This window comes from Flavobacterium paronense (assembly GCF_030409795.1).
In the GTDB taxonomy this organism is placed as follows: Bacteria; Bacteroidota; Bacteroidia; order Flavobacteriales; family Flavobacteriaceae; genus Flavobacterium; species Flavobacterium paronense.
Genome location: NZ_JAUFQN010000019.1, coordinates 2,825,731 through 2,848,618 on the forward strand (window position 1 = coordinate 2,825,731; position 22,888 = coordinate 2,848,618).

The following is a 22,888-nucleotide window of genomic DNA, read 5'->3' on the forward strand; positions in this document are numbered from 1 at the left end:
CTGTTTACTTAAAAATGGTAAAAAGCATCTTCAATATGCTCAATTTTATAAGTTTTGTCTTCTTTGTAAATTGCCATTATATCAAAGCGAACCTCAACATCTAGATCATTAGAAATTACATATTCATTTACGGCTTTGACTAAGAGTTGGATTTTCTTTGGTTTTACAAAATCTTGAGGTAAACCAAATTCAATACTCGACCTTGTTTTAACTTCTACGATGGCCAAAATATTTTCTTTTTGTGCAATGATATCAACTTCGGCTTTTTGAAATGTCCAATTGGTTTCCAGAATATCATAGCCGTTTTGCTGTAGAAATTCTACCGCCAATTCTTCACCTAATTTGCCAAGTTCGTTATGCTCTGCCATTTTTAAGATTGTTAGATTTTAAGATTGTTAGACTTCTTAGATAGCTTTATCCAATAATCTAATTTTCTATGAAGTCTAAGAAGTCTATTCGAAGATTACTTTACTTTGTTCGGCATTGACTTCAATTGAAACTTGTCTTCCAAAAATCAACGCGCGATTGTCTCTGATATGTCCCGCTGGAAAATTATAAATAATTGGAATATTCAAACCTTTAACGGTATCTTCAATTATTTCAAGCGCATTTCTTCCCCACGGAATATCGTTGTCTTTCATTTCCGTCATGGCGCCAACGATTATTCCTTTTAAACTTTGCAGACATCCATTTCGTTTTAAGTTCATCATCATCCGGTCAACATGATATAAATATTCATCTAAATCTTCTAGGAACAATATTTTATCCGAACAATCAACAGCCGATTCAGTACCTAACAAACTATATAAAATAGAAAGATTTCCTCCTACCAATTCACCATTTGCTTTTCCATTATGGTTCAAGGCATCGCAATCTAAAGTGTATTGTAATGTATCTCCAAACAAGGCGGCACATAAAGAATTCTTTGCTTCGTCTGTTGCTCTCGGAATGGCTACCGGCATCGTTGCGTGTAACGATTCTATTCCCATGCGGTTCAAATGGCTGTGCAAAACGGTCACATCGCTAAAACCAATAATCCATTTTGGGCTTTGTTTGAATTTGGTAAAATCCAATTTATCAATTATTTTCACTGTGCCATAACCGCCGCGAACACACCAAATTGCTTTGATGTTTGGGTTGTCCATTTGCTCCTGAAAATCGGCTGCACGTTGGTCATCCGTCCCTGCCAATTGGTAATAATCTAAGCCAATGGTGTTCCCGATTTTTACCTTCAATCCCCAACCTTCGAGCAAATCAATAGTTGGTTTTAAATTGTCATCAATGTTTTTTCTTGCTGTAGAAACGATGGCAACAGTGTCGCCTTTTTGCAAATAAGGAGGTGTAATCATTTTCTTTTGGGAATAAATGAGTGAAAAGCAAAATATAAAACTAAGCGTAAAAAGAATTTTTGAATTCATTCTTCAAAAATAGAATTAATATTTTTTATGCCAATCAAAACCGTATGAAATTACAAGTCAATTTTTCTTTCAAATGCTACTTTATGAAGTTGTCCTTGTTATTATTGTTTTCTTCTTAATTTGTTCGGTATTTGTTCGCAAAGGGGTACCACAACCCCGAACAAAACCCGAACAAAACTCGAACCAAAATCATTGCAATTTTGGTCTAAATTAAGCAAATTAGCAATCCTTAAGATGCTTTCTAAACTATCTGGATGCAAACGTTATGTTTTCGCTCTAAAAAACTTATTTTTGCACTTCATTCTGTTCCGAGGTTTCGGGAGATTCAGAATCTTTTTTATTTATACTTATGTCAGAGAATCCAAAAAGATATACCATCACAGCCGCGTTGCCTTACACCAATGGCCCCATTCATATTGGGCATTTGGCGGGCGTTTATGTGCCATCCGATATTTATGCCCGTTACTTAAGATTGCAGGGGAAAGATGTAGCCTTCATCTGCGGAAGCGATGAACATGGTGTTGCCATTTCGATGAAAGCCAAAAAAGAAGGCATCTCGCCTCAACAAGTTATTGATAAATACGACGGCATCATTCGGCAATCGTTTATAGATTTTGGAATTTCATTTGATAATTATTCGAGAACATCGTCTAAAATTCATCACGATACAGCGCAAGAGTTTTTCAGAAAACTATATGATAATAATGACTTCATCGAACAAGAGACACAACAATTATTTGATGTTAAAGCCAATCAGTTTTTAGCTGATCGCTTTGTTATAGGTACATGTCCAAAATGTGATAACCCTGAAGCATATGGCGATCAATGCGAACGGTGTGGTTCAACTTGGAACGCTACTGATTTGATTAATCCAAAATCAACCATTACTGGTGATACACCAATTTTGAAATCAACAAAACATTGGTTTTTACCTTTGGACAGATACCAAGATTTTTTACAAAAATGGATTTTAGTTGACCATGCCAAAGACTGGAAAGTAAATGTATTGGGTCAGGTAAAATCTTGGCTGGATGACGGATTAAAACCTCGTGCAGTAACCCGTGATTTAGATTGGGGAATTGACGTTCCGGTTGAAGGTGCTGAAGGCAAAAAATTATACGTATGGTTTGATGCGCCGATTGGCTATATTTCATCAACTAAAGAATGGGCAGAAAGAGAAGGAAAAAACTGGGAAGATTACTGGAAAAAAGAAGATACTAAACTGGTTCATTTCATCGGGAAAGACAATATTGTATTTCACTGCATTATTTTTCCGGCGATGTTAAAAGCAGAAGGAACTTATATTTTACCTGATAATGTTCCAGCAAATGAGTTTTTGAATTTGGAAGGAAATAAATTGTCGACATCCAAAAATTGGGCTGTTTGGTTGCACGAATATTTACAAGATTTTCCGGATAAGCAAGATGTTTTGCGCTATGCTCTGACTGCAAATGCACCGGAAACAAAAGATAACGACTTTACCTGGAAAGATTTTCAGGCAAGAAACAATAACGAACTGGCTGCTGTTTTCGGGAATTTTATTAATCGTGTTGTGGTTTTAACCAATAAATATTACAACGGAATACTTCCAGCTCCAAATGAATTTACTGAAGTAGATGAACAAACTTTGGCTGAATTAAAAGCCTATCCGGCTGTAATTTCTTCTTCTATTGAAAGATACAGATTCAGGGAAGCACAAGGCGAATTGATGAATGTGGCTCGTTTAGGGAATAAATATTTAGCTGATGAAGAGCCTTGGAAAATGGTAAAAACCAATCCGGAACGAGTGCAAACACAAATGTATGTAGCGCTTCAGATTGCAGCAACTTTACAGGTTTTATGCGAACCGTTTTTGCCGTTTACGTCTAGCAAGCTGAAAACGATTTTAAATTGCAACAATCTAAGTTGGAATTCGGTTTCAGAAACATCCGATTTACTTCCTGCCGGTCATCAAATTGGAGAAGCGCAAATTTTATTCGCGCAAATTGAAGACTCCGAAATCCAGAAACAAATAAACAAATTAGAAGCTACCAAAACATCAAACGCGATGGAAAATAAAGTAATCGAACCACAAAAACCAACAACAACATTTGAAGATTTTGCCAAATTGGATTTGCGTGTTGGAACCATTGTTGAAGCCGAAAAGATGCCAAAAGCCAACAAACTTTTAGTATTGAAGGTCGATACTGGTTTGGATGTGAGAACTATAGTTTCGGGAATTGCTGAGCATTTTTCACCAGAAGAAGTAATTGGAAAACGGGTTACCGTTCTAATCAATTTAGCACCAAGAGCTTTGCGCGGAGTTGAAAGCGAAGGGATGATTTTAATGACCAACAACGCCGAAGGAAAATTGGTTTTTGTAAACCCGGATGCTGATGGTGTTGATAATGGAGCGTTGATAAGTTAGAAAAGTTATGCCTAAAAAACTAACCCTTCTTACAGTCATTTCTTGGTTATTGGCGTTAGTCATTTGGCAACTTATTTTCAATACTCATCCTGTAGTTTCAGAAATACTTTGGGAAATACACACTATTTTCACCAGTGTAATTTTATTTTATTTGGTGTTAAATGCATTTGTAAAAGAAGCTACTCTCGATTTTATTAAAATCTGTTTTCGAATTATTTTTAAAGTTTGGCTGATTATTTTTATAGCCTTCTCGATGCACAATTCATTCAACCAAAAAGGATTTGTATTGACCTCAACATTTATTTTTGGTTACTTGGAAGGTTTAATAGATGTTAATGCTTGGTTGAGAAGTAGAAACTTCACAGCTGACTCCAAAATAGGAACTTTCTGCAAAACAAAATCTGATAAAATTGCTTGGAGCATAATTTCTATTTCGACAGTTCATTTGTTATGTGCTTTTATTGCGTTGATTTTCTTTAGTATTGATTAAAAAATAAATAAGTTATGAATCTAAAAGTAATTGCCTTCGACGCTGATGATACTTTGTTTATCAATGAACCCTATTTTCAGGAAACTGAGCAAAAATTCTGTGCTCTGATGAGTGATTATTTATCCAAACAAAGCTTGTCACAAGAACTTTTTAAAACAGAAGTAGACAATCTGAATTTGTACGGTTATGGCATAAAAGGCTATACACTTTCAATGATTGAAGCAGCTATGAAAATTTCTAACAATACTTTATCGGTAGAAGCTATTGAGAAAATAATTGTATTTGGAAAAGAGTTATTACAAAGACCTATCGAACTTTTGGATGGTGTAGAAGAAACGCTAAAAGCACTTCAGGGAAAATACAAATTGATTGTGGCAACCAAAGGTGATTTGAAAGACCAACAAAGAAAACTACACGACTCTGGACTTGGCCCTTATTTTCATCATATTGAAGTGATGGCCGATAAACAGGAAGTGAATTATGAGAAACTTTTAAAGCGATTGGAGATTGAACCAAATGAGTTTTTTATGATTGGAAATTCATTAAAATCGGATGTTTTACCGGTTTTATCAATTGGTGGTTATGCTGTTCACATTCCGTTTCATACTACATGGGAACATGAAAAAATTAGTCATAAAGTAAATCATCCTAATTTTAGAACGCTAGAAAAGATATCGGATGTTTTAGAAATTTTGCTCTGATTCTTAATTAATATACGTCCAGTTTAAGCCATCACTAATGACTATTACAGTACGTAAAACCCCTTCATACATATAAATCTCAGTACTCCCAGTAGTAGAGTTTTTTGGAAACAACAAGCTACTTCCAACTGTAGTAAGTTTTGCGGTAACGGTGTTATTAATATTTCTTATAACATATATCCTTCCGGGAAAAGTCACTGGATTGGGTAATTTAAACTCTTGATTTGTTACTTGTGGATTAACTGAAATATAAACGCCATCACTAATTAGAGTTGGAGAACCGCTGCCTACTAATGTTATGGTTTTTACTGACAAGTTACCGTTAATATCTAGGGTACTTAAAGGTGATGTGGTGTTGATTCCAACTTGCGAAAAACCAAAATTAACAGTGCAAACGACTGCAATTAAAATAATTGAAAATTTTAATTTGTTCATGGTTTTGGTTTGTTTTGACTTTTATGACATTTTAAATGTAATTAAATTGTTGAATAAACATTACTTCATTAATATTACATTGCCACCGAAAACGTTTGCGTGTTCACAACTTTATGTTTTTTACGTTAAAATATTACGATTATCATAAATAAAAAGCGGCAAGTTTTTAACTTTTGCCGCTTTTGTTAAATATTATTTTGACTTATAAAGCATTCAAAACTGACATAATATCATCTCCATATTTTTCTACTCTTGCCTTGCCGAAACCATAAACATGCTCTAAATCATCTAAAGTTTGAGGGTTGCTCTTGACAATTGCAATTAAATGAGAATTATGACAAATTCTGAAAGCTGACCAATCTAACTTTTCAGCTAAATCATTTCTCCAACTTTTTAATGCTTTATATGCTTTTAACTCATCAGGCAATAAATCTGTTTCAGAAAATTTACTTTCAGATGTTTCTCTTTTAATAGTTTTTGGTTCGAAAAAAACTACTGCAGACCAAAAGTCTAAAGTTCCGGTTGTAACAAAATTTGTAGATGTTAGTTTTACCTCAACCGTATCTAAAAACTCATTCATTTTTATCTGATCATTTTGACAATGTTCTTTGTTCAATCTGATGTTAAAAATTTTGATATTCATCGTTTCAGGTTTTCCCTATTACTATTTCCCCAATAAAAGAATATCATTGGCAACCACTTCAGTGATGTAGCGTTTATTACCATCTTTATCGTCATAACTTCTGTGGGTTAGTTTCCCTTCTATGGCGATTTCTTTGCCTTTGGTCACATACTTTTCGATGATGTCAGCTACTTTTCCCCAGGCAGATACTCTATGCCATTGGGTATCTTCTACTTTTTCACCTTTGTCATTAGTGTAATGCTCATTTGTAGCGATAGTGATGTTGGCTACTTTTTTCCCTCCGTCAAACGTTTTAATTTCTGGATCTTGTCCTACGTTTCCGATTAATTGTACTTTGTTTTTCATTGCATTCATGGCGTTTAAAATTTAAATGTTATTGTTATTTTTTTGTTTTTCAATTATCGGTTATAAGTTTTCAGTTTCTCATTTCCGACGAGGCAAAGTTGTAGCGACTTTCAAAAAATATTCGGTTACTAAACATTTACTTTCGGTTGTAATTGTTTGTAAACGTTTGTAAACGGAAATATTTTATTATATTTGATTGAGAAAAGGCTGACAAATACAAAAGGCAAGCCCTATTTAGCCCTGATTGTAGTGGCACGAAGTAAAACGAAAAGCAGGAACACGGAAACCAAAAATGCCCGAGCCATTCGCTCCTAAAAATAATAACAATAACCAGGAATGAGGTTATTTCATTCCTAGTAATCACTAATAGTATGAGCAAAGTTTGTTTAGAATGTGGCGAAAAAATTGTAGGTCGCGAGGACAAAAAGTTCTGCAGCGATGGTTGTCGAAATGCCTTCAACAATAAAATAAACAAAGACAGCACAAATTATATGCGGAACATCAACAACAAGTTACGCAAAAATTACCGAATTTTGTCAAACCTCAATCTGGAAGGGAAATCAAAAACCACCAAATCCAAGCTGCTTAGCAAAGGTTTTGACTTTGATTTTTTTACCAACATACTAAATACTGGAACTGGTAATACGTATTATTTTGTGTACGACCAGGGTTATCGCTTTTTGGATAACGATTTTTATATGTTAGTAAAAAAAGAACATTAATTTTAACTTAATGAGAAAAAACAATACCCCTATTTATTCCCTACTATTACTCATAACAATTTTATTTGGTGTCTTTTTCTTTATGATGCCGCAAAGTTATGACGAGAGTGAAGCTCCACTTACGGAGTTTTCTACTAAAAGAGCATTGGCAACCGTAAAAGAAATTTCGAGTAAACCTCATTTTGTTGGTTCTAAAAACCACGAAGTTGTAGCTGATTATCTTCAAAAAGAAGTACAAGATTTAGGTTTACAAACATCAATTCAGGAAGGTTTTACCATGACTGAAAAAGGAACTTTGGTCAAATCGAAAAACATTGTGACTATAATAAAAGGTTCTAAAAACACCAAATCGTTACTATTACTTTCTCACTATGATTCCGCTCCGCATTCATTCTCCAAAGGCGCTAGCGATGATGCTTCGGGCGTTGCCACAATTTTGGAAAGTATTCGGGCTTTTTTACATAATAAAACACCACATAAAAACGACATTATTATTCTGTTTACCGATGCAGAAGAATTGGGTTTAAATGGAGCTGCGCTTTTTGTAACACAACATAAATTAGCTAAAGAAGTTGGTTTGGTGTTGAATTTTGAAGCTCGGGGAAGCTCTGGGCCAAGTTATATGTTGATGGAAACCAATGATGGCAATGCCAAAATGGTTGATGCTTTCAAAGCCGGAAACGTATGTTATCCTGTGTCGAATTCATTGATGTATAGCATTTATAAAATGTTGCCCAACGACACCGATTTGACCGTTTTTAGGGAACAAGGAAAAATTCAAGGTTTCAATTTTGCCTTTATCGACAGCCATTTTAACTATCATACCGCTCAGGACAAATATGAAAATCTTGAACCGAAAACGTTAGCGCACCAAGGAAGTTACTTGTTCCCCTTGCTGAATTATTTTTCGAATGCCGATTTGACCGATTTTAATTCAACCAATAATAAAGTCTATTTCAATGTTCCTTTTAGTTTTTTGAGTTATCCTTTTGGATGGATTTTTCCAATGTTAATTGTAGCTTTTGGATTGTTATTCTTATTTGTTTTTGTCGGTTTGGGTAAACGTGCGTTGCGTTTGGATGAAATCATCAAAGGTTTTGTTCCGCTTTTAGGATCACTTGTTACGGCAGGATTAGTGACTTATGTGGGATGGAAATTACTACTAAATTTTTATCCGCAATACAACGACATTCTTCACGGATTTACCTATAATGGTCACGATTATATTTATGCTTTTGTGAGTTTGACATTAGCAATTTGCTTTTTGTTTTATCATAATGACGGCAAACGAAATCCGGAAATGAGCCAGCTGGTAGCACCATTATTTGTTTGGCTGCTTATCAATCTCGGCATTGCCTTTAAATTACAAGGTGCAGGATTTCTAATTATTCCTGTTATTGCCACTTCGTTAATGTTAGGTTTTTATGTGCTTACACAAAAATCAAGTTGGATATTGAATTGTCTTTTGGCTATTCCGACACTGATTCTTTTAGTGCCGTTTATTTATATGTTTCCAATTGGTTTGGGATTGAAAATCTTGTTTGGAAGTACTATTCTAACCGTTTTGACTTTTACTTTATTATTACCCATTTGGGGTTCTTATGTCAAAAAAGGAATTTGGGCTATCTTTTTTATTTTGGTTTCGATTGGATTCTTTATCAAAGCGCATCAAAGTTCGGTTTACACGACTGAAAAAGCAAAACCAAATAGTTTGGTCTATATTTTAGATGCCGATTCAAACAAAGCGAATTGGGCAACTTATGACATTAACCTTGACGAATGGACAAAAAACTACTTAGGTAAAAATCCGAAAACTGCAACCATTTTAAATTCGGATAAATTGTATAGCAAATATGGTTCGCAATTTACTTTTATGGCAGATGCGGCTCTAGCAAAAATTCCGAAACCAACAATAGAATTTCTTCGCGATACAATCAAAGGAAATCAACATTTGTATAAAATAAAAATTACGTCAAACCGAGCCGTAAACCGTTACGATATATTTATAAATAAAACTATCCAAATCAACAATTTAAAAGCCAATGGAGTAAAATCTATAGACTTTAAAAGTAATATAGCTTCTAAAACTTCTGGCAAATTAGTAACGTATTATGTTGTTGATAATCTTCCTTTAGTATTGGAATTCTCAACTTCAAACACACAAAAACTGGACTTAGACTTAATGGAAAGTTCTTTTGATTTACTGGCAAATCGGTTGCTAAAAATGACTCCAAGAAAACCCGGAATGATTCCAACACCTTTTGTTTTAAACGATGCTGTGATTATCAAACAGAAGATAAAACCTTCGCCAAAAGTTGTTGAAGAAAAACCAGCTTTCAGAAGATATCAAACTACTAAAAGAGATAGTTTGACGGTTGCAATTGATAGTTTAAAACGATGAAGCAAATCTCTGTTTTAGGTTGCGGTTGGTTAGGATTGCTTTTGGCAAAATCATTGTTGAAAAACGGGTTTCCCATAAAAGGTTCAACGACTTCTTTAGAAAAAATTTCTGTGTTGGAAGGTAATGGAATTCAAGCTTTTCAAATTGAATTATCAGAAGATGAAATCAAAGGAGAAATCGATTTTTTTCTTTCAAATTCAGAAATACTGATTATTGATATTCCACCAAAACTGCGTAGCGTTTCAAGCGAAAACTTTGTCAAAAAGATTCAGAATCTTATTCCGTTTATCGAAAAAGCAAAGATTGAAAAAGTTATTTTTATAAGTTCAACTTCTGTATATTCTGATAACAATTCTGTTGTTACCGAAGCAACAAAACCAAATCCAGAAACGGAAAGCGGCAAGCAATTATTGGCTAGTGAAAATCTATTACAAAGTAATCCAAATTTCAAGACTACTGTAATTCGTTTTGGCGGATTAATTGGCGAAGACCGACATCCCATACATTTTTTGGCCGGAAGAAAAAATATCGAAAATCCGGAAGCTCCAATAAATCTAATTCATCAATCGGATTGCATAGGAATCATTCAAACAATAATCGAACAAAATTGTTTTGGCGAAACTTTCAATGCGGTCACACCACTACATCCTTCAAGAAAAAAATATTACACTCAAAAAGCTTTAGAATTCAATTTGCCATTACCTGAATTTGTAAACGCTAAAATTTCGATTGGAAAGACAATTCTATCCGATAAGGTCGAAAATGTTTTGAAATATAAATTTGGCACTCTTTAAAATTTATCTTTGAGATACTTAAAACTAAAAATCATGCATTTGAAACAGTTCTTTTTATTATTATTATCTACATCAACAATTGCTTTTGGTCAACAAAAAAAAGATGTAATTGTACCAAATGAAAATCTAATCACTGAAAATATTCCAGAAATCTCAAAAGAATTAGCTAATAAGGTAAAGAAATATACCGAAACTCGTGGTGCTTCTTTTGTCGCAATCAATCCTTTAAAAGAAGAAATTATAATTGCAACGCGATTTGGAACTACTCCGCAATTTCATTTAGTTTCAAAACCTTTAGGCGCCAGAAAGCAAATCACTTTTTTTGACGAGCCCATGAGTAATGGCTATTATGAACCAACAAAAGGCGAGAGTTTAATTTATTCTAAGGATGTTGGCGGAAATGAATTTGGTCAGCTTTACAGTATGAATCTACAAACATTGCAATCCACTTTACTAACTGATGGTGGAAGATCTCAAAATGGAAATCTGATTTGGAAAAAAGATGGTTCTGGTTTTTTCTTCGCTTCAACTAAAAGAAACGGTGGTGATCGTGATATTTATTATATGAATCCAAATGATCCAAAAAGCACAAAACTGATTTTACAAGTTAAAGGCGGTGGATGGGGAATTGGAGATATTTCATCTGACGAGAAAAAGCTATTAATTGAAGAAGGAATATCGGCTAACGAATCCCATCTTTGGATGTTGGACATTGAAACTTCTCAATTAACTGAAGTTACTAATAGAACAGACAAAAGCATAGTTCAGTCAAAGGCTAAATTTTCGTCAAACCCAAATGAAATATGGTTTGTTACCGATAGAGACAATGAGTTTCAACGATTAGCAACTATGGATTTACTGACCAAAAAAATCACTTATCATACAACTGATATTCCATGGGACGTTACACAATATGTTATGACAGAAGACAAATCCAAATTAGTATTTGTAACCAATGAAGGCGGTTTAAACAAACTGTATTTGATGGATTCCGCAACCAAACAATTTAGCGAAGTAAAAAGCATTCCGATTGGATTAATTAGTAGTCTTGGATTTTCAAAAAATGGAAACTCTTTGTTTTTCACACAATCAACTGCAGATTCTGCTTCTGATGTATATCAGCTTATTTTACCTTCAAACGAAATTGTTCGTTGGACAGAGAGTGAATTGGGCGAAATGAAAAAAGAAGACATGTCAAAACCTAATTATATCGAGTGGAAAAGTTTTGACAAATTAAATATTTCAGGATTTTATTACCCAGCTTCTTCAAAATTTACTGGAAAACGACCTGTTTTAATTATGATTCATGGCGGCCCGGAAAGCCAATCAAACGCCTCTTTTTTAGGAGCAAATAATTATTATACTAATGAAATGGGCATCGCCATTATATTCCCAAATGTTAGAGGTTCATCTGGTTTTGGAAAAACTTATATTGCAAAAGACAATGGGTTTTTAAGAGAAGATTCGGTAAAAGATATTGGCGCTCTTTTGGACTGGATTGGCTTACAACCCGAATTAGATAAAGACAGAGTTATGATTATGGGTGGAAGTTATGGTGGCTATATGACTTTGGCTACAGCATTCCATTTTGCTGACAGAATTAGATGTTCTGTTGATATTGTAGGGATTTCAAATTTCAATACTTTTTTAAAAAACACAGAAGAATACCGCAGAGATTTGAGAAGAGTAGAATATGGAGATGAGAGAGATCCAAAGATGTATGCTTTTCTCGATAAAATTGCCCCTTTGAACAATACTGATAAAATTAAAAAACCGATGTTTATTGTACAAGGAACAAACGATCCGAGAGTGCCACTAACAGAAGCGCTTCAAATGCGTGATAAGTTAAGAGCACAAGGAAATACGGTTTGGTATCTCGAAGCAAAAGATGAAGGACACGGATTTAAGAAAAAACCAAATGTAGATTTTCAGCGTTTGGCTGTTATTCGATTTATGGAAAACTATTTGCTAAACTAATTTGATGAATACAAATGACATCATCGGAACAATAGGTGTTGGAATAATCCTTCTGGCCTATTTTTTAAATATCTTTTCTTGGATAAAAAAAGACGGCGTTTTATTTTACATGATGAATATAATTGGAGCGAGTATTGCGTGCTTTACTTCTTATTTAATCCATTATTTCCCATTTGTAATTCTCGAGGGGACATGGGCGTTAGTCAGCGTTATTGGACTACTTAAAAACATAAAAAAACCTCAAGTAGTATCTTGAGGCTTTTTATTTATAATTTGAATTTCATTACCAAATTTTTACTCGTTTGTTTGGCTCAACATACATTCCATCACCTTCTTTTATATTAAACGCATTATAGAAAGTATCTAAATTTAACAAAGGTATGTATGCTCTGTACATTCCCGGTGAATGCGGATCAGTTTTCACTTGATTCTTCAAAGCTTCATCACGCATTTTACTTCTCCAGATAGTTGCCCAGGAAATAAATAAACGTTGCTCTGGTGTATATCCATCAATCAATCCCGGATTACCATTTTCTTTTAAGTACAACTGAAGACCATCATAAGCAGCATTAATTCCACCTAAATCTCCAATGTTTTCACCTAAAGTAAATTTACCGTCAACATGAGTTCCAGGCAAAGGTTCTAAAGCCGAATATTGATCTGCTAATGCTGTCCCTAATGCAGTGAATTGCGTTAAATCATTTTCTGTCCACCAATCTACAAGATTTCCTTCAGCATTATATCTTGAACCTTCATCGTCAAAACCATGTGAAATTTCGTGACCAATAACGGCTCCGATTCCGCCATAATTTACGGCTTCATCCGCTTGATAATTGTAAAACGGAGGTTGCAAAATCGCTGCCGGGAAAACAATCTCGTTATACGATGGATTGTAGTAAGCATTAACCGTTTGTGGTGACATTCCCCATTCTGTTTTATCAACTGGTTTTCCTTGTTTTTCTAAATCTTTTTTCCAATTCCATTCCGCTACATTTCTTCCGTTTTCAAAAAAACTTCCGCCATCATCCGGACTTTTTACTGTTAAAGCGGAATAGTCTTTCCATTGGTCAGGATAACCTATTTTGATAGTTAAACTGTTTAATTTTTGGATGGCTTTTGTTTTTGTTTCTGCAGACATCCAGGTTAAATTGTTGATTCTATTTTCATAGGCACGAATTACGTTTTTAATCATTCGAGCAGCCTTCCCTTTTGCTTCTGCCGGGAACTTTTGTTCAACATACAATTTTCCTAAAGCTTCTCCAACGGTTCCGTTAACTACTTGAAGCGCTTTTTCATGACGTGGTCTTTGTTTCAAAGCACCAGTTAATGTTTTTCCGTAAAATTCCCAGTTGGCTGTTTCAATATCAGTTGATAATGTTGATGCAGAACCTCTTAACAACATCCAACGCATGTATTCTTTCCAATCTTGTACTTTATTATCTGTAAAAATGTTTTGCAATGCAGCCATATAACGAGGCTGACTTACGATAATAGTATCTAATTTTTTAAATCCAACTTCAGCTAAATAAGTATTCCAATCTATAGCCGGAACCGTTTTTTGTAAATCAGTAATTGCTGTTGGATTGTATTGTTTTCTGGCATCTCTTCTTTCAACTCTGTCTAATCTTGGGCTTGACATTGCCGTTTCTAATGCTAATATTTTAGCTGCATTTGCTTTCGCTTGTTCTGGATTTTCCCCTAAAAACTGCAACATTCTTGCTACGTGAAGAACATATTTTTCTCTTTTTTCTTTAGAATCTTTATCTTCTGAAACATAATAATCTCTGTCAGGCAACCCTAATCCTCCTGGTCCAAGACTAACCACATTTCTGTTACTGTTTTTGTCATCTGCTCCTATTCCAACACCAAAGAAACCAACACCACCACCTTTTGCTTCTTCTTGCATCATCAATTTTTGCAAATCGGAAATATTTTTAATCGCATCAATTTTTGCTAAATATGGACGAATAGGATCAATTCCGTGTTTGTTTCTTGTCACAGTATCCATAGCAGCTTTATACATATTGATGGCTTTACCTTGATCGGTATTTGAACCATATTTTGGATTTTTAGCAGCTTCTTTTAAGATTACCAATGCGTCTTTATCTGTGTTTTGACGCAATTCATCAAAACTTCCCCAACGCGTTTTATCGGCTGGAATTTCAGTGTTCTTTAACCATGTTCCGTTTACAAACTTAAAAAAGTCGTTTTTTGGACTTATCGTTTTGTCCATCAAAGACAAATTAATTCCGGGTGTTTTTTGCTGTGCATTGATTTGAAAAGCACTTGTAAATACAGCTGCTGTCAACAATGTCTTTGAAAGAATAGTGAACTTCATAAATAACTTGGTTTATTTTTTATTGGTACAAATTTATTCTTTCTAATGAAAGAAACTTTTTTTTAACAAAAAATAAGTCTTAATTGTTTTGGATATGTTACAAAGAATGAGTTGCTTTTGTATTTTTGCAAAAAAAATAATGCTCGATATCATAAAGAAATACAGGATTTTTATTGGAACGTTTGCGGTTTTTTCTGTCATAACCATTTCGTTGTTTTACAATGTTTTGAAACCAGATAAAACACTTCCAATGTATAATCCGGCTGATGTTAATCCGGAATTAGTGGATTCAACTGTTCAATATATTGCCAGAGAACATAAAATTGGCAACTTCTCATTTATAAATCAAAACGGGAAAGTCATTACTCAAAAAGATTACGAGGGTAAAATTTATGTAGCCGATTTTTTCTTCACGACCTGTCAATCTATCTGCCCGATTATGACTACCAATATGGTTGATGTTCAAAAAGCAATTTTAAATAATCCAAAAGTGATGCTGCTCTCGCACACCGTAACTCCCGAAATTGACAGTGTTCCTGTTTTGAAAAAATATGCACTCGAAAAAGGCGTTATTGACACCAAATGGAACTTGGTTACCGGCGATAAAAAAGACATCTACAGCATGGCCCGAAAATCCTATCTGGCAGTAAAATTGGGCAAACCAAATGAATTGTATGATATGGTTCACACCGAAAATTTTGTTTTGGTTGATGCTCAAAAAAGAGTTCGCGGATTTTATGATGGTACTAAAAAAGAAGAAATTATTCGTCTGATTGACGATATCAATTGGCTTTGTGAAAATGATAAAAAGTAGTTAAACTGATATTTATCATTTAATATTCTCCTTTTATGCTTACTTTTACAATCTTAATTCAATCTAAATAAGCATTGAGAACCACAGTCGATTTATTAAAAATTGGAGACATCGCCACAATCACTTATGTTGATTTGGACAAGATTCCGCTAAAGTTACTGGAAATGGGTTGTTTCCCAAACAATACTTTAGAGATTATCCAAATTGCTCCGCTCGGAGATCCAATTTATTTGAATGTAAATAATGGCTCTCATTTGGCTATCCGTAAAGAAACTGCTCATGAAATTGAAGTTGAAATCCAGGAGAAATAAGTAAAATGAGCATCCAAAACATCAATGTTGCCTTAATTGGAAATCCAAATACCGGAAAAACTTCGGTGTTCAACCAATTGACAGGATTAAAGCAACAGGTTGGAAATTATCCCGGAATAACAGTTGAAAAAAAATTGGGTTTTTGTAAATTAACCAATACAATCAAAGCTAATATTCTTGATTTACCGGGAACGTATAGCCTAAATGCAAGTTCAATTGATGAGAATGTTGTCATCGAATTGCTACTCAATAAAAACGACAAACTCTTTCCTGATGTTGCCGTTGTTATTACCGATGTTGAAAATTTAAAACGGAACCTTTTACTTTTTACGCAAATAAAAGATTTAGAAATTCCAACCATTCTTGTCATTAATATGGCAGATAGAATGAAACCAAAGGGAATTTCGCTCAATATTTCTCATCTTGAAGAGCAATTAAAAACCAAAGTTGTTTTGGTTAGCACTCGAAAAGGATATGGAATTGATGAACTGAAAAATCAAATCGTCGATTATAAATCATTGTCAACAGAACCTTGTTTGAATGCGTCAAGTATTGATGAAGAGTATTTCGATAAACTCCGGAAAGCATTCCCAAATCAGTTGTTATACAAACTTTGGTTAGTAATTACACAAGATGTGAATTTTTTAAATTTAGAACGAAACGAAATCCGAAACTCATTCACAAAGTCGCACTCCGATTTAAAACGTTTGCAGCAAAAAGAAACCATAAAACGATACCAATTCATCAATGATACTTTGAAAGTTGGACAAACAATCGACACCACTAACGCCACAGATTTACGCTCCAAATTAGACAAAGTATTAACGCATAAAATTTTTGGTTACGCTATTTTCTTTGGCATTTTACTTTTGATTTTTCAATCTATTTTTGATTGGTCGAGTTATCCTATGGATTTTATCGACACCACTTTTGCTGATTTGGCGAATTTTGCTAAAAAGCACCTTCCGTCGGGAGAATTTACTAATTTAATTAGTGAAGGAATCATTCCCGGTATTGGTGGAATTGTAATTTTTATTCCACAAATTGCGTTTCTATTTATGTTTATTTCGGTGCTTGAAGAAAGTGGTTATATGAGTAGGGTTGTCTTTTTAATGGATAAAATCATGCGCCGTTACGGACTTTCCGGCAAAAGTGTAGTCCCTTTAATTTCGGGAACAGCTTGTGCGATTCCGGCAATAATGAGTGCCAGAAATATTGAAAACTGGAAAGAAAGGTTAATTACAATTTTGGTTACACCTTTTATAACTTGCTCTGCGCGATTACCGGTTTATGCTATACTGATTTCTTTAATAATTCCAAACAAACGTTTATTTGGACTTTTTAGTTTGCAAGGTGGCACTTTGATGATATTATATCTTTTAGGTTTTGGCATGGCAATTTTTTCTGCTTTTATTTTAAACAAAATTTTAAAGGTGACTACCAAGTCCTATTTTGTAGTTGAAATGCCTAATTACAAATTGCCTCTTTTTAAAAATGTGGCGATAAACGTAATCGAAAAAACAAAATCTTTTGTTTTCGGAGCGGGGAAAATCATTCTAGCCATTTCAATAATCCTATGGTTTTTGGGGTCGCATGGTCCGGAAAAAGATTTTAAAAATGCAGAAAAAACTGTTATTGAAAATGCAAAATCTGAAGGAAAAACTCTCGGAAAGAATCAGCTTGAAAATGAAGTTAGCACGTATAAATTAGAGAACTCTTATATTGGGAAAATCGGTAAATCTATTGAACCTGTCATAAGACCTTTGGGTTACGATTGGAAAATTGGGATTGCAGTAGTGACCTCATTTGCAGCTCGTGAAGTTTTTGTCGGAACATTAGCAACTATTTACAGTGTTGGGAATAATAATGATGACAGCACTATAAAAAATAAAATGCAAGCCGATGTTCATGCTGACGGAACCAAAATATTCAACTTTGCCACTGGTGTTTCTTTATTGCTTTTTTATGCTTTTGCCATGCAATGTGCCAGTACGCTTGCAATAACCAAAAAGGAAACCAATTCCTGGAAATGGCCACTAATCCAATTGTCTTTTATGAGTGGATTTGCTTATATAACGGCGCTAATTGCTTATCAACTTTTAAAATAATGGACACACAACAAATCTTAGTTTATCTTGCTGTAGCTGTCGCGCTGGTTTTTTTAATTCGAAGGTTTTTTGGAAAAAATAAATCAAAGAAAAACTGTGGTGATGATGATTGTGGTTGTCACTAAATAATTTTTACATAAAGATTATTAGCTATTATATTTGAAACAGTAACTGCTTTTTCTTCCACTTGTATTCTCAACGACAAATCAAATTCTTCTTTCGCTAAAACAACAATTTTAGAACCTAATGTAATTTGATTTTTATCTAAGTATTTCAAAAATTGTGTCGACGAATCTTTTACTCCAATACAAATTGCGGATTGCTTTTCATCTAATTCTGCTAATACTAATTTTTCAACTTTATTGATTTTACCATGCGCATCCGGAATTGGGTCACCATGAGGATCTTCGGTTGGATTGCCCAAAAAATCGTCTAAACTATTAATTAATTTCTCCGATTTTATATGTTCCAATTGTTCGGCAATATCATGAACTTCGTCCCAGGAAAACTTTAATTTATCTACCAAAAAAACTTCCCATAAACGGTGTTTTCTAACTATCATTTTGGCTGAAAGTTTTCCTTTTTCTGTCAGTAAAACACCTTGGTATTTTTTGTAAATAATCAACTCTTTTTCGGCCAATTTTTTCAGCATATCAGTTACTGAAGACGCTTTGGTTTCCATTTTTTCAGCAATTGCGTTTGTACTTACCTCAACGCCGGAAGCAACTGTAATATGATAAATTGTTTTTAAATAATTCTCTTCTGAAAAAGTCATAATTAATTTTTTACAATAAATAAAGGAATTGATATTTTGTGTCTCAACTTATCTACAGTTGTTCCAAAAATGATATCTTTAAATCCGGTATGACCATGTGTTCCCATTACTAAAATATCAAAATTGCCTTCTTTAACAATTCTTGGAATTGCGTTATTTGGTTTTCCAAATCCAAGTTTGACATCAACTTTAAAACCATTATTTGTCAAAAGTTCTTGATATTCAAATAATAATTTTTCGTCAATTGTAGTTTCGTGATCATCAATATTCCCACCGTATAGCATTGCACCAACAGTTTCAACAACATGAATTAAAGTATAATTCGCTTCTTTTCCCCCCAATTCAAAAGCACTGTTTATGGCAATTTTGTCAGCATCCGAAAAATCAACCGAAATGGCAATATTCTTCTTATTATAGGTTTCCACTTTGAAAAAATTCAATTCAAAATTATGAGGTAAATGTGCATTTATTTGATGCTTGGCATTAATTATAAAAGGTTTGAAAATAATATAAAAAAGTAAAAGCAAAAAACCAAAAGCTAACGGAACTACAGTAAACCATAAAACAATAGGATTTTCTGAAGTTTCTAACCAACCTTGAATTTCGTTATAAACTAATTTTGCGTTCAACGATACAATTATGACAGCAATAATCCATGAAGCTATTTGTGTAGTTTTACTAATATGAAATCCTTTCATTTTTGTTTTATCACTCACAAAATGGATCAAAGGAATAATAGCAAATCCCAATTGCAAACTCAAAATCACCTGACTTAAAATCAGCATTTTCCCAGTTATGCTTTCGCCATAAATTGAGATGACAATAACCGCCGGAACTATTGCAATCAATCGCGTAATAATTCGCCTTACCCAAGGTTGAATTCTCAAATTAAGATAGCCTTCCATAACAATCTGACCAGCTAATGTTCCAGTAATTGTCGAGCTTTGTCCGGCTGCAATCAAGGCAACTGCGAATAATATCGGTGCCCATTTTGTTCCCAATAAAGGTTCTAAAAACTTATGTGCATCTTGAATTTCAGCAACAGTAAACATTCCGTTTTGGTAAAATACAGCTGCACCCAAAATTAAAATCGCAGCATTTACAAAAAAAGCCAAGTTCAAAGCAATGGTAGAATCTATAAAATTATATTTCAATGCTTGCTTAATTCCTTTATTGCTCCGGTCAAATTTCCGCGTTTGAACCAAAGAGGAATGCAGGTATAAATTATGTGGCATAACAGTAGCACCAATGATACCTATGGCAATATATAAAGCATTTTCATTGGGTAACGACGGAATTAATCCTGTGAAAACTTTACTTATTTCCGGTTGGGCAAAAATCATTTCAATGATAAAGGAAACACCAATAATCATTACTAATGCAATGATAAAAGCTTCCATTTTTCGTATCCCTTTATTAATTAAAAAGAGTAATAAAAAAGTATCCAAAACGGTAATCATCACACCTTGAATCAAGGAAATATCAAAGAGTAAATTTAGACCGATTGCCATTCCGAGAACTTCGGCTAAATCACAAGCAGCAATAGCGATTTCAGCTAAAAAATAAAGAATATAATTTATAAAAGGCGAATAAGTTTCGCGTGATGCCTGAGCTAAATCTCGTTGGGTAACGATTCCTAAACGTGCGCTTAAACTCTGCAACAGTAACGCCATAATGTTACTCATCAATAAAACCCAAAGCAAGGCATAGCCAAATTGACTTCCGCCGGCAATATCAGTTGCCCAATTTCCCGGATCCATATAACCTACACTGATTAAATAGGCTGGCCCAAGAAATGCTAATATTTTTCTAAACCCGGTTTTTTTACCTTCTGTGGCAACCGACTGATTAACTTCTTCTAATGACTTGCTCATAAAATTGTATTTACACAAAGCTAATTATTTTTTTAGATAAAGCTAAAAATAATTGTTTTTTAGTTTTTAGTTATCTTTGACACATGAAGCATTACCATTACATTTTTACAGGTTCAGGATTATCGGCTTTGATGACCGTTTACGAGATGGCGTTTTCTGAAAAGTTTGATGACAAATCCATTTTGCTGATTGATGAAAATTTAAAAAAATCTAATGATAGAACCTGGTGTTTTTGGGATGAAAATCAATTGTTTGAAAGTATCGTTTCTGAAAAATGGAATACAGCACTTTTTGCTGATAATAATATTCAAAGAGAATTAACTCTAAAACCTTACCAATACAAAATGGTAAAAGGTTTAGATTTTTACAAAATGGTTTTCGATACAATTTCCATTCATTCAAACATACATTTTGTGAATCAAAATGTTATCGATTTTCAAGAATTAGGGAATCATTGTGTAGTGAAAACCGATACGGAAAGTTTCAGCTGCAACAAAGTTTTTAATTCAATTCTTAATCAAGAAACAGTAAAAAACCAAACCAAATATCCGCTTTTGCACCAGCATTTTATTGGATGGTTTATCAAAAGTAACCAAGCTGTTTTTAATCCGGATTGCGCCACGTTTATGGATTTTTCTGTTGAGCAGAAAGGCAATACCCGATTTATGTATTTGCTACCTTCTTCAGAAACCGAAGCTTTAATTGAATATACTTTATTCTCTAAAGATTTATTGTCAAAAGAGGAATATGAAACCGAAATCCAAAATTACATCCAAAAAATCGGAATCACAGAATACGAAATAGTCGAAAAAGAACAAGGAAACATTCCGATGACTTCCTATAAATTCTGGAAACACAATTCAAAAAACATTATCAATATCGGTTCTGCCGGTGGCTGGACAAAAGCAAGTACAGGTTATACTTTTAAAAATACTATCAAAAAATCAAAAGCTTTGGTACAATTTTTATTGTCTGAAACCGACTTTAGAAAATTCCATAAAAATGATAAATTCTGGTTTTACGATTTGTTGTTTTTAGATGTTTTAAATCGAAGAAATGACAAAGGTTCCAAAGTCTTTTCGGCACTTTTTAAAAGTGGAAAACCAACTTTAATCTTCAAATTTCTTGATGAAGAAACGTCATTTTGGGAAGATTTACAGGTTATTTGGAAATGCCCAAAAGGACTTTTTGTGAGAGCACTAATCAATAGATTGTTTAAATAAATCTGCTTATACAAATGTTAAACTTTGTAAAAAGTAACATTGTAATCAAAACTTATGTCTAAGTTTGTCCTAAGAAAATAAAACAATGAACACAATTATTTCACAATTACATCACCATCATTCTTGCAAACAGGCGAGTTAGTGATGTATTGTATATACTTATAATTAAAAACCGTCTGAGTGTACTTAGACGGTTTTTTGTTTTTCAGCCCATCGCAGTACATTCAGATTTTATCTAAAATAAAAAATGAATACTTTAAAAATTGCGGTTCAAAAAAGTGGCCGATTGAGTGAAAAATCACTCCAACTTCTGGAAGAATGTGGCATCAAAATTTCTAATGGCGAACGAAAACTCAAAGCCATAGCACAAAATTTCCCTATTGAAATTTTATTCCTGCGCGATGATGATATTCCACAATATGTAGAACAAGGTGTTGCAGATATAGGAATTCTAGGCGAAAACGAAGTCTGGGAAAAAGACAAAGAAGTTACAATTATTCAGCAATTGGGTTTTGCCGGTTGCCGCATGTCGTTGGCGATACCAAAAGATGAAATCTATACTGATTTAAATTACTTTCAAGGAAGGCGAATCGCCACCAGCTATCCTAAAATTCTAATCGATTTTTTTGCCAAAAACAACATCACCGTTTTCATAGAAGAAATTAGTGGTAGCGTAGAAATTGCTACAAGTATTGGCTTGGCAGATGCTGTTTTTGATATTGTGAGCACCGGAAGTACTCTTTTAATGAACGGATTAAAAGAAGTAGCAACAGTTACTAAAAGTGAAGCCGTTTTAATTTCAAACCCAAATCTGACTCAAGAAAATCAAGCTATTCTAAATAAATTATTGTTTAGAATGCAATCCGTACGAGAAGGAAAACAATACAAATACATCTTACTAAATGCTCCGAATTCAGCTATTGAAAACATCTGTTCCTTGTTGCCCGGAATGAAATCACCTACTGTTTTACCCTTAGTAAATAAAGATTGGAGCAGTTTGCATTCGGTTATCAATGAAGACGATTATTGGGAAATAATAGAGCAACTCAAAAATCTTGGAGCCGAAGGAATTTTAATTATTCCGATAGAAAAAATGATTCGATAAAAAATAG

General features: G+C 33.8%; 22 protein-coding genes. 14 read left to right on the plus strand and 8 right to left on the minus strand.

Annotated features, from left to right (window positions below; genetic code table 11):
* Positions 1-8: 8 nt before the first annotated feature.
* Both QWY90_RS13490 and QWY90_RS13495 read right to left on the minus strand, forming a co-directional pair.
* The gene (locus tag QWY90_RS13490; protein WP_290286504.1) at positions 9-368 is read right to left on the minus strand and encodes a YraN family protein; all 360 of its coding nucleotides are present in this window, start codon (positions 366-368) and stop codon (positions 9-11) included.
* An 84-nt stretch (positions 369-452) separates the two neighbouring features.
* Positions 453-1,349 (minus strand): S66 peptidase family protein, encoded by an 897-nt coding sequence (locus tag QWY90_RS13495; protein WP_290286505.1) that lies wholly within the window; start codon positions 1,347-1,349, stop codon positions 453-455.
* Between the two features lie 418 nt (positions 1,350-1,767).
* Here QWY90_RS13495 and metG point away from each other — a divergent pair, with 418 nt between their 5' ends.
* The 3 genes from metG to QWY90_RS13510 are packed head-to-tail and all read left to right on the plus strand — an operon-like array spanning position 1,768 to position 5,016.
* Positions 1,768-3,825 (plus strand): methionine--tRNA ligase, encoded by a 2,058-nt coding sequence (gene metG / locus QWY90_RS13500; protein ID WP_290286506.1) that lies wholly within the window; start codon positions 1,768-1,770, stop codon positions 3,823-3,825.
* A 7-nt stretch (positions 3,826-3,832) separates the two neighbouring features.
* Positions 3,833-4,315: a hypothetical protein gene (locus QWY90_RS13505; RefSeq protein WP_290286508.1), complete on the plus strand. Its 483-nt coding sequence runs from the start codon at positions 3,833-3,835 to the stop codon at positions 4,313-4,315.
* Between the two features lie 14 nt (positions 4,316-4,329).
* Positions 4,330-5,016: an HAD family hydrolase gene (locus tag QWY90_RS13510; protein WP_290286509.1), complete on the plus strand. Its 687-nt coding sequence runs from the start codon at positions 4,330-4,332 to the stop codon at positions 5,014-5,016.
* 3 nt (positions 5,017-5,019) lie between these two features.
* Here QWY90_RS13510 and QWY90_RS13515 read toward each other — a convergent pair whose 3' ends face one another.
* From QWY90_RS13515 to QWY90_RS13525, 3 genes are all read right to left on the minus strand, one after another.
* The gene (locus QWY90_RS13515) at positions 5,020-5,451 is read right to left on the minus strand and encodes a hypothetical protein (RefSeq protein ID WP_290286511.1); all 432 of its coding nucleotides are present in this window, start codon (positions 5,449-5,451) and stop codon (positions 5,020-5,022) included.
* Between the two features lie 202 nt (positions 5,452-5,653).
* Positions 5,654-6,094 (minus strand): HRDC domain-containing protein, encoded by a 441-nt coding sequence (locus QWY90_RS13520; RefSeq protein WP_290286512.1) that lies wholly within the window; start codon positions 6,092-6,094, stop codon positions 5,654-5,656.
* A gap of 21 nt (positions 6,095-6,115) precedes the next feature.
* Complete coding sequence (locus tag QWY90_RS13525) at positions 6,116-6,448, minus strand: single-stranded DNA-binding protein (RefSeq protein WP_290286513.1); 333 nt, start codon at positions 6,446-6,448, stop codon at positions 6,116-6,118.
* Between the two features lie 362 nt (positions 6,449-6,810).
* Between QWY90_RS13525 and QWY90_RS13530 the strand changes: the two genes are divergently transcribed.
* From QWY90_RS13530 to QWY90_RS13550, 5 genes are read left to right on the plus strand one after another with little or no spacing between them, the layout of a single operon-like run.
* Entirely contained in the window at positions 6,811-7,161 is a 351-nt protein-coding gene (locus QWY90_RS13530) for a hypothetical protein (protein WP_290286514.1), read from the plus strand.
* A 10-nt stretch (positions 7,162-7,171) separates the two neighbouring features.
* The gene (locus tag QWY90_RS13535) at positions 7,172-9,562 is read left to right on the plus strand and encodes a M20/M25/M40 family metallo-hydrolase (protein ID WP_290286515.1); all 2,391 of its coding nucleotides are present in this window, start codon (positions 7,172-7,174) and stop codon (positions 9,560-9,562) included.
* Positions 9,559-10,356, plus strand: a complete 798-nt coding sequence (locus tag QWY90_RS13540; protein WP_290286516.1) for a Rossmann-fold NAD(P)-binding domain-containing protein — start codon at positions 9,559-9,561, stop codon at positions 10,354-10,356. The genes QWY90_RS13535 and QWY90_RS13540 overlap by 4 nt, the downstream gene beginning before the upstream one ends.
* 33 nt (positions 10,357-10,389) lie before the next feature.
* The gene (locus QWY90_RS13545; RefSeq protein ID WP_290286517.1) at positions 10,390-12,333 is read left to right on the plus strand and encodes a S9 family peptidase; all 1,944 of its coding nucleotides are present in this window, start codon (positions 10,390-10,392) and stop codon (positions 12,331-12,333) included.
* Between the two features lie 4 nt (positions 12,334-12,337).
* A complete protein-coding gene (locus tag QWY90_RS13550) occupies positions 12,338-12,589 on the plus strand; it encodes a CBU_0592 family membrane protein (RefSeq protein WP_290286518.1) in 252 nt (83 codons plus the stop codon).
* Between the two features lie 27 nt (positions 12,590-12,616).
* Here the strand turns inward: QWY90_RS13550 and QWY90_RS13555 are convergent, their stop codons facing one another.
* On the minus strand, positions 12,617-14,671 hold the full coding sequence (locus QWY90_RS13555; RefSeq protein ID WP_290286519.1) for a M13 family metallopeptidase: 2,055 nt from the start codon (positions 14,669-14,671) through the stop codon (positions 12,617-12,619).
* 139 nt (positions 14,672-14,810) lie between these two features.
* Between QWY90_RS13555 and QWY90_RS13560 the strand changes: the two genes are divergently transcribed.
* From QWY90_RS13560 to QWY90_RS17680, 4 genes are all read left to right on the plus strand, one after another.
* Entirely contained in the window at positions 14,811-15,485 is a 675-nt protein-coding gene (locus QWY90_RS13560) for an SCO family protein (protein WP_290286521.1), read from the plus strand.
* A gap of 74 nt (positions 15,486-15,559) precedes the next feature.
* On the plus strand, positions 15,560-15,796 hold the full coding sequence (locus QWY90_RS13565; RefSeq protein WP_290286523.1) for a FeoA family protein: 237 nt from the start codon (positions 15,560-15,562) through the stop codon (positions 15,794-15,796).
* Positions 15,797-15,801: 5 nt separating this feature from the next.
* A complete protein-coding gene (feoB, locus tag QWY90_RS13570) occupies positions 15,802-17,904 on the plus strand; it encodes a ferrous iron transport protein B (protein ID WP_290286525.1) in 2,103 nt (700 codons plus the stop codon).
* Positions 17,904-18,029, plus strand: coding sequence for a FeoB-associated Cys-rich membrane protein (locus QWY90_RS17680; RefSeq protein ID WP_290286526.1), 126 nt, complete (start codon positions 17,904-17,906; stop codon positions 18,027-18,029). The genes feoB and QWY90_RS17680 overlap by 1 nt, the downstream gene beginning before the upstream one ends.
* Here the strand turns inward: QWY90_RS17680 and QWY90_RS13580 are convergent.
* Complete coding sequence (locus QWY90_RS13580; RefSeq protein ID WP_290286527.1) at positions 18,026-18,679, minus strand: metal-dependent transcriptional regulator; 654 nt, start codon at positions 18,677-18,679, stop codon at positions 18,026-18,028. The two genes, QWY90_RS17680 and QWY90_RS13580, sit on opposite strands and share 4 nt — an antisense overlap.
* Before the next feature lie 2 nt (positions 18,680-18,681).
* Positions 18,682-20,553, minus strand: coding sequence for an Nramp family divalent metal transporter (locus QWY90_RS13585; RefSeq protein WP_290286529.1), 1,872 nt, complete (start codon positions 20,551-20,553; stop codon positions 18,682-18,684).
* Positions 20,554-20,636: 83 nt separating this feature from the next.
* Here QWY90_RS13585 and QWY90_RS13590 point away from each other — a divergent pair, with 83 nt between their 5' ends.
* Positions 20,637-21,776: a lycopene cyclase family protein gene (locus QWY90_RS13590; protein WP_290286531.1), complete on the plus strand. Its 1,140-nt coding sequence runs from the start codon at positions 20,637-20,639 to the stop codon at positions 21,774-21,776.
* A gap of 247 nt (positions 21,777-22,023) precedes the next feature.
* Positions 22,024-22,881 carry an ATP phosphoribosyltransferase gene (gene hisG / locus QWY90_RS13595; RefSeq protein ID WP_290286533.1) on the plus strand — a complete coding sequence of 286 codons (858 nt, stop codon included), beginning with the start codon at positions 22,024-22,026 and terminating at the stop codon, positions 22,879-22,881.
* Positions 22,882-22,888 lie beyond the last annotated feature (7 nt).

Bases quoted from the DNA above. Each gene is read 5' to 3' on its own strand.
- QWY90_RS13490 (WP_290286504.1), bottom strand. From the start codon at position 368: ATGGCAGAGCATAACGAACTTGGCAAATTAGGTGAAGAATTGGCGGTA.
- QWY90_RS13495 (WP_290286505.1), bottom strand. From the start codon at position 1,349: ATGATTACACCTCCTTATTTGCAAAAAGGCGACACTGTTGCCATCGTT.
- metG (WP_290286506.1), top strand. From the start codon at position 1,768: ATGTCAGAGAATCCAAAAAGATATACCATCACAGCCGCGTTGCCTTAC.
- QWY90_RS13505 (WP_290286508.1), top strand. From the start codon at position 3,833: ATGCCTAAAAAACTAACCCTTCTTACAGTCATTTCTTGGTTATTGGCG.
- QWY90_RS13510 (WP_290286509.1), top strand. From the start codon at position 4,330: ATGAATCTAAAAGTAATTGCCTTCGACGCTGATGATACTTTGTTTATC.
- QWY90_RS13515 (WP_290286511.1), bottom strand. From the start codon at position 5,451: ATGAACAAATTAAAATTTTCAATTATTTTAATTGCAGTCGTTTGCACT.
- QWY90_RS13520 (WP_290286512.1), bottom strand. From the start codon at position 6,094: ATGAATATCAAAATTTTTAACATCAGATTGAACAAAGAACATTGTCAA.
- QWY90_RS13525 (WP_290286513.1), bottom strand. From the start codon at position 6,448: ATGAATGCAATGAAAAACAAAGTACAATTAATCGGAAACGTAGGACAA.
- QWY90_RS13530 (WP_290286514.1), top strand. From the start codon at position 6,811: ATGAGCAAAGTTTGTTTAGAATGTGGCGAAAAAATTGTAGGTCGCGAG.
- QWY90_RS13535 (WP_290286515.1), top strand. From the start codon at position 7,172: ATGAGAAAAAACAATACCCCTATTTATTCCCTACTATTACTCATAACA.
- QWY90_RS13540 (WP_290286516.1), top strand. From the start codon at position 9,559: ATGAAGCAAATCTCTGTTTTAGGTTGCGGTTGGTTAGGATTGCTTTTG.
- QWY90_RS13545 (WP_290286517.1), top strand. From the start codon at position 10,390: ATGCATTTGAAACAGTTCTTTTTATTATTATTATCTACATCAACAATT.
- QWY90_RS13550 (WP_290286518.1), top strand. From the start codon at position 12,338: ATGAATACAAATGACATCATCGGAACAATAGGTGTTGGAATAATCCTT.
- QWY90_RS13555 (WP_290286519.1), bottom strand. From the start codon at position 14,671: ATGAAGTTCACTATTCTTTCAAAGACATTGTTGACAGCAGCTGTATTT.
- QWY90_RS13560 (WP_290286521.1), top strand. From the start codon at position 14,811: ATGCTCGATATCATAAAGAAATACAGGATTTTTATTGGAACGTTTGCG.
- feoB (WP_290286525.1), top strand. From the start codon at position 15,802: ATGAGCATCCAAAACATCAATGTTGCCTTAATTGGAAATCCAAATACC.
- QWY90_RS17680 (WP_290286526.1), top strand. From the start codon at position 17,904: ATGGACACACAACAAATCTTAGTTTATCTTGCTGTAGCTGTCGCGCTG.
- QWY90_RS13580 (WP_290286527.1), bottom strand. From the start codon at position 18,679: ATGACTTTTTCAGAAGAGAATTATTTAAAAACAATTTATCATATTACA.
- QWY90_RS13585 (WP_290286529.1), bottom strand. From the start codon at position 20,553: ATGAGCAAGTCATTAGAAGAAGTTAATCAGTCGGTTGCCACAGAAGGT.
- QWY90_RS13590 (WP_290286531.1), top strand. From the start codon at position 20,637: ATGAAGCATTACCATTACATTTTTACAGGTTCAGGATTATCGGCTTTG.
- hisG (WP_290286533.1), top strand. From the start codon at position 22,024: ATGAATACTTTAAAAATTGCGGTTCAAAAAAGTGGCCGATTGAGTGAA.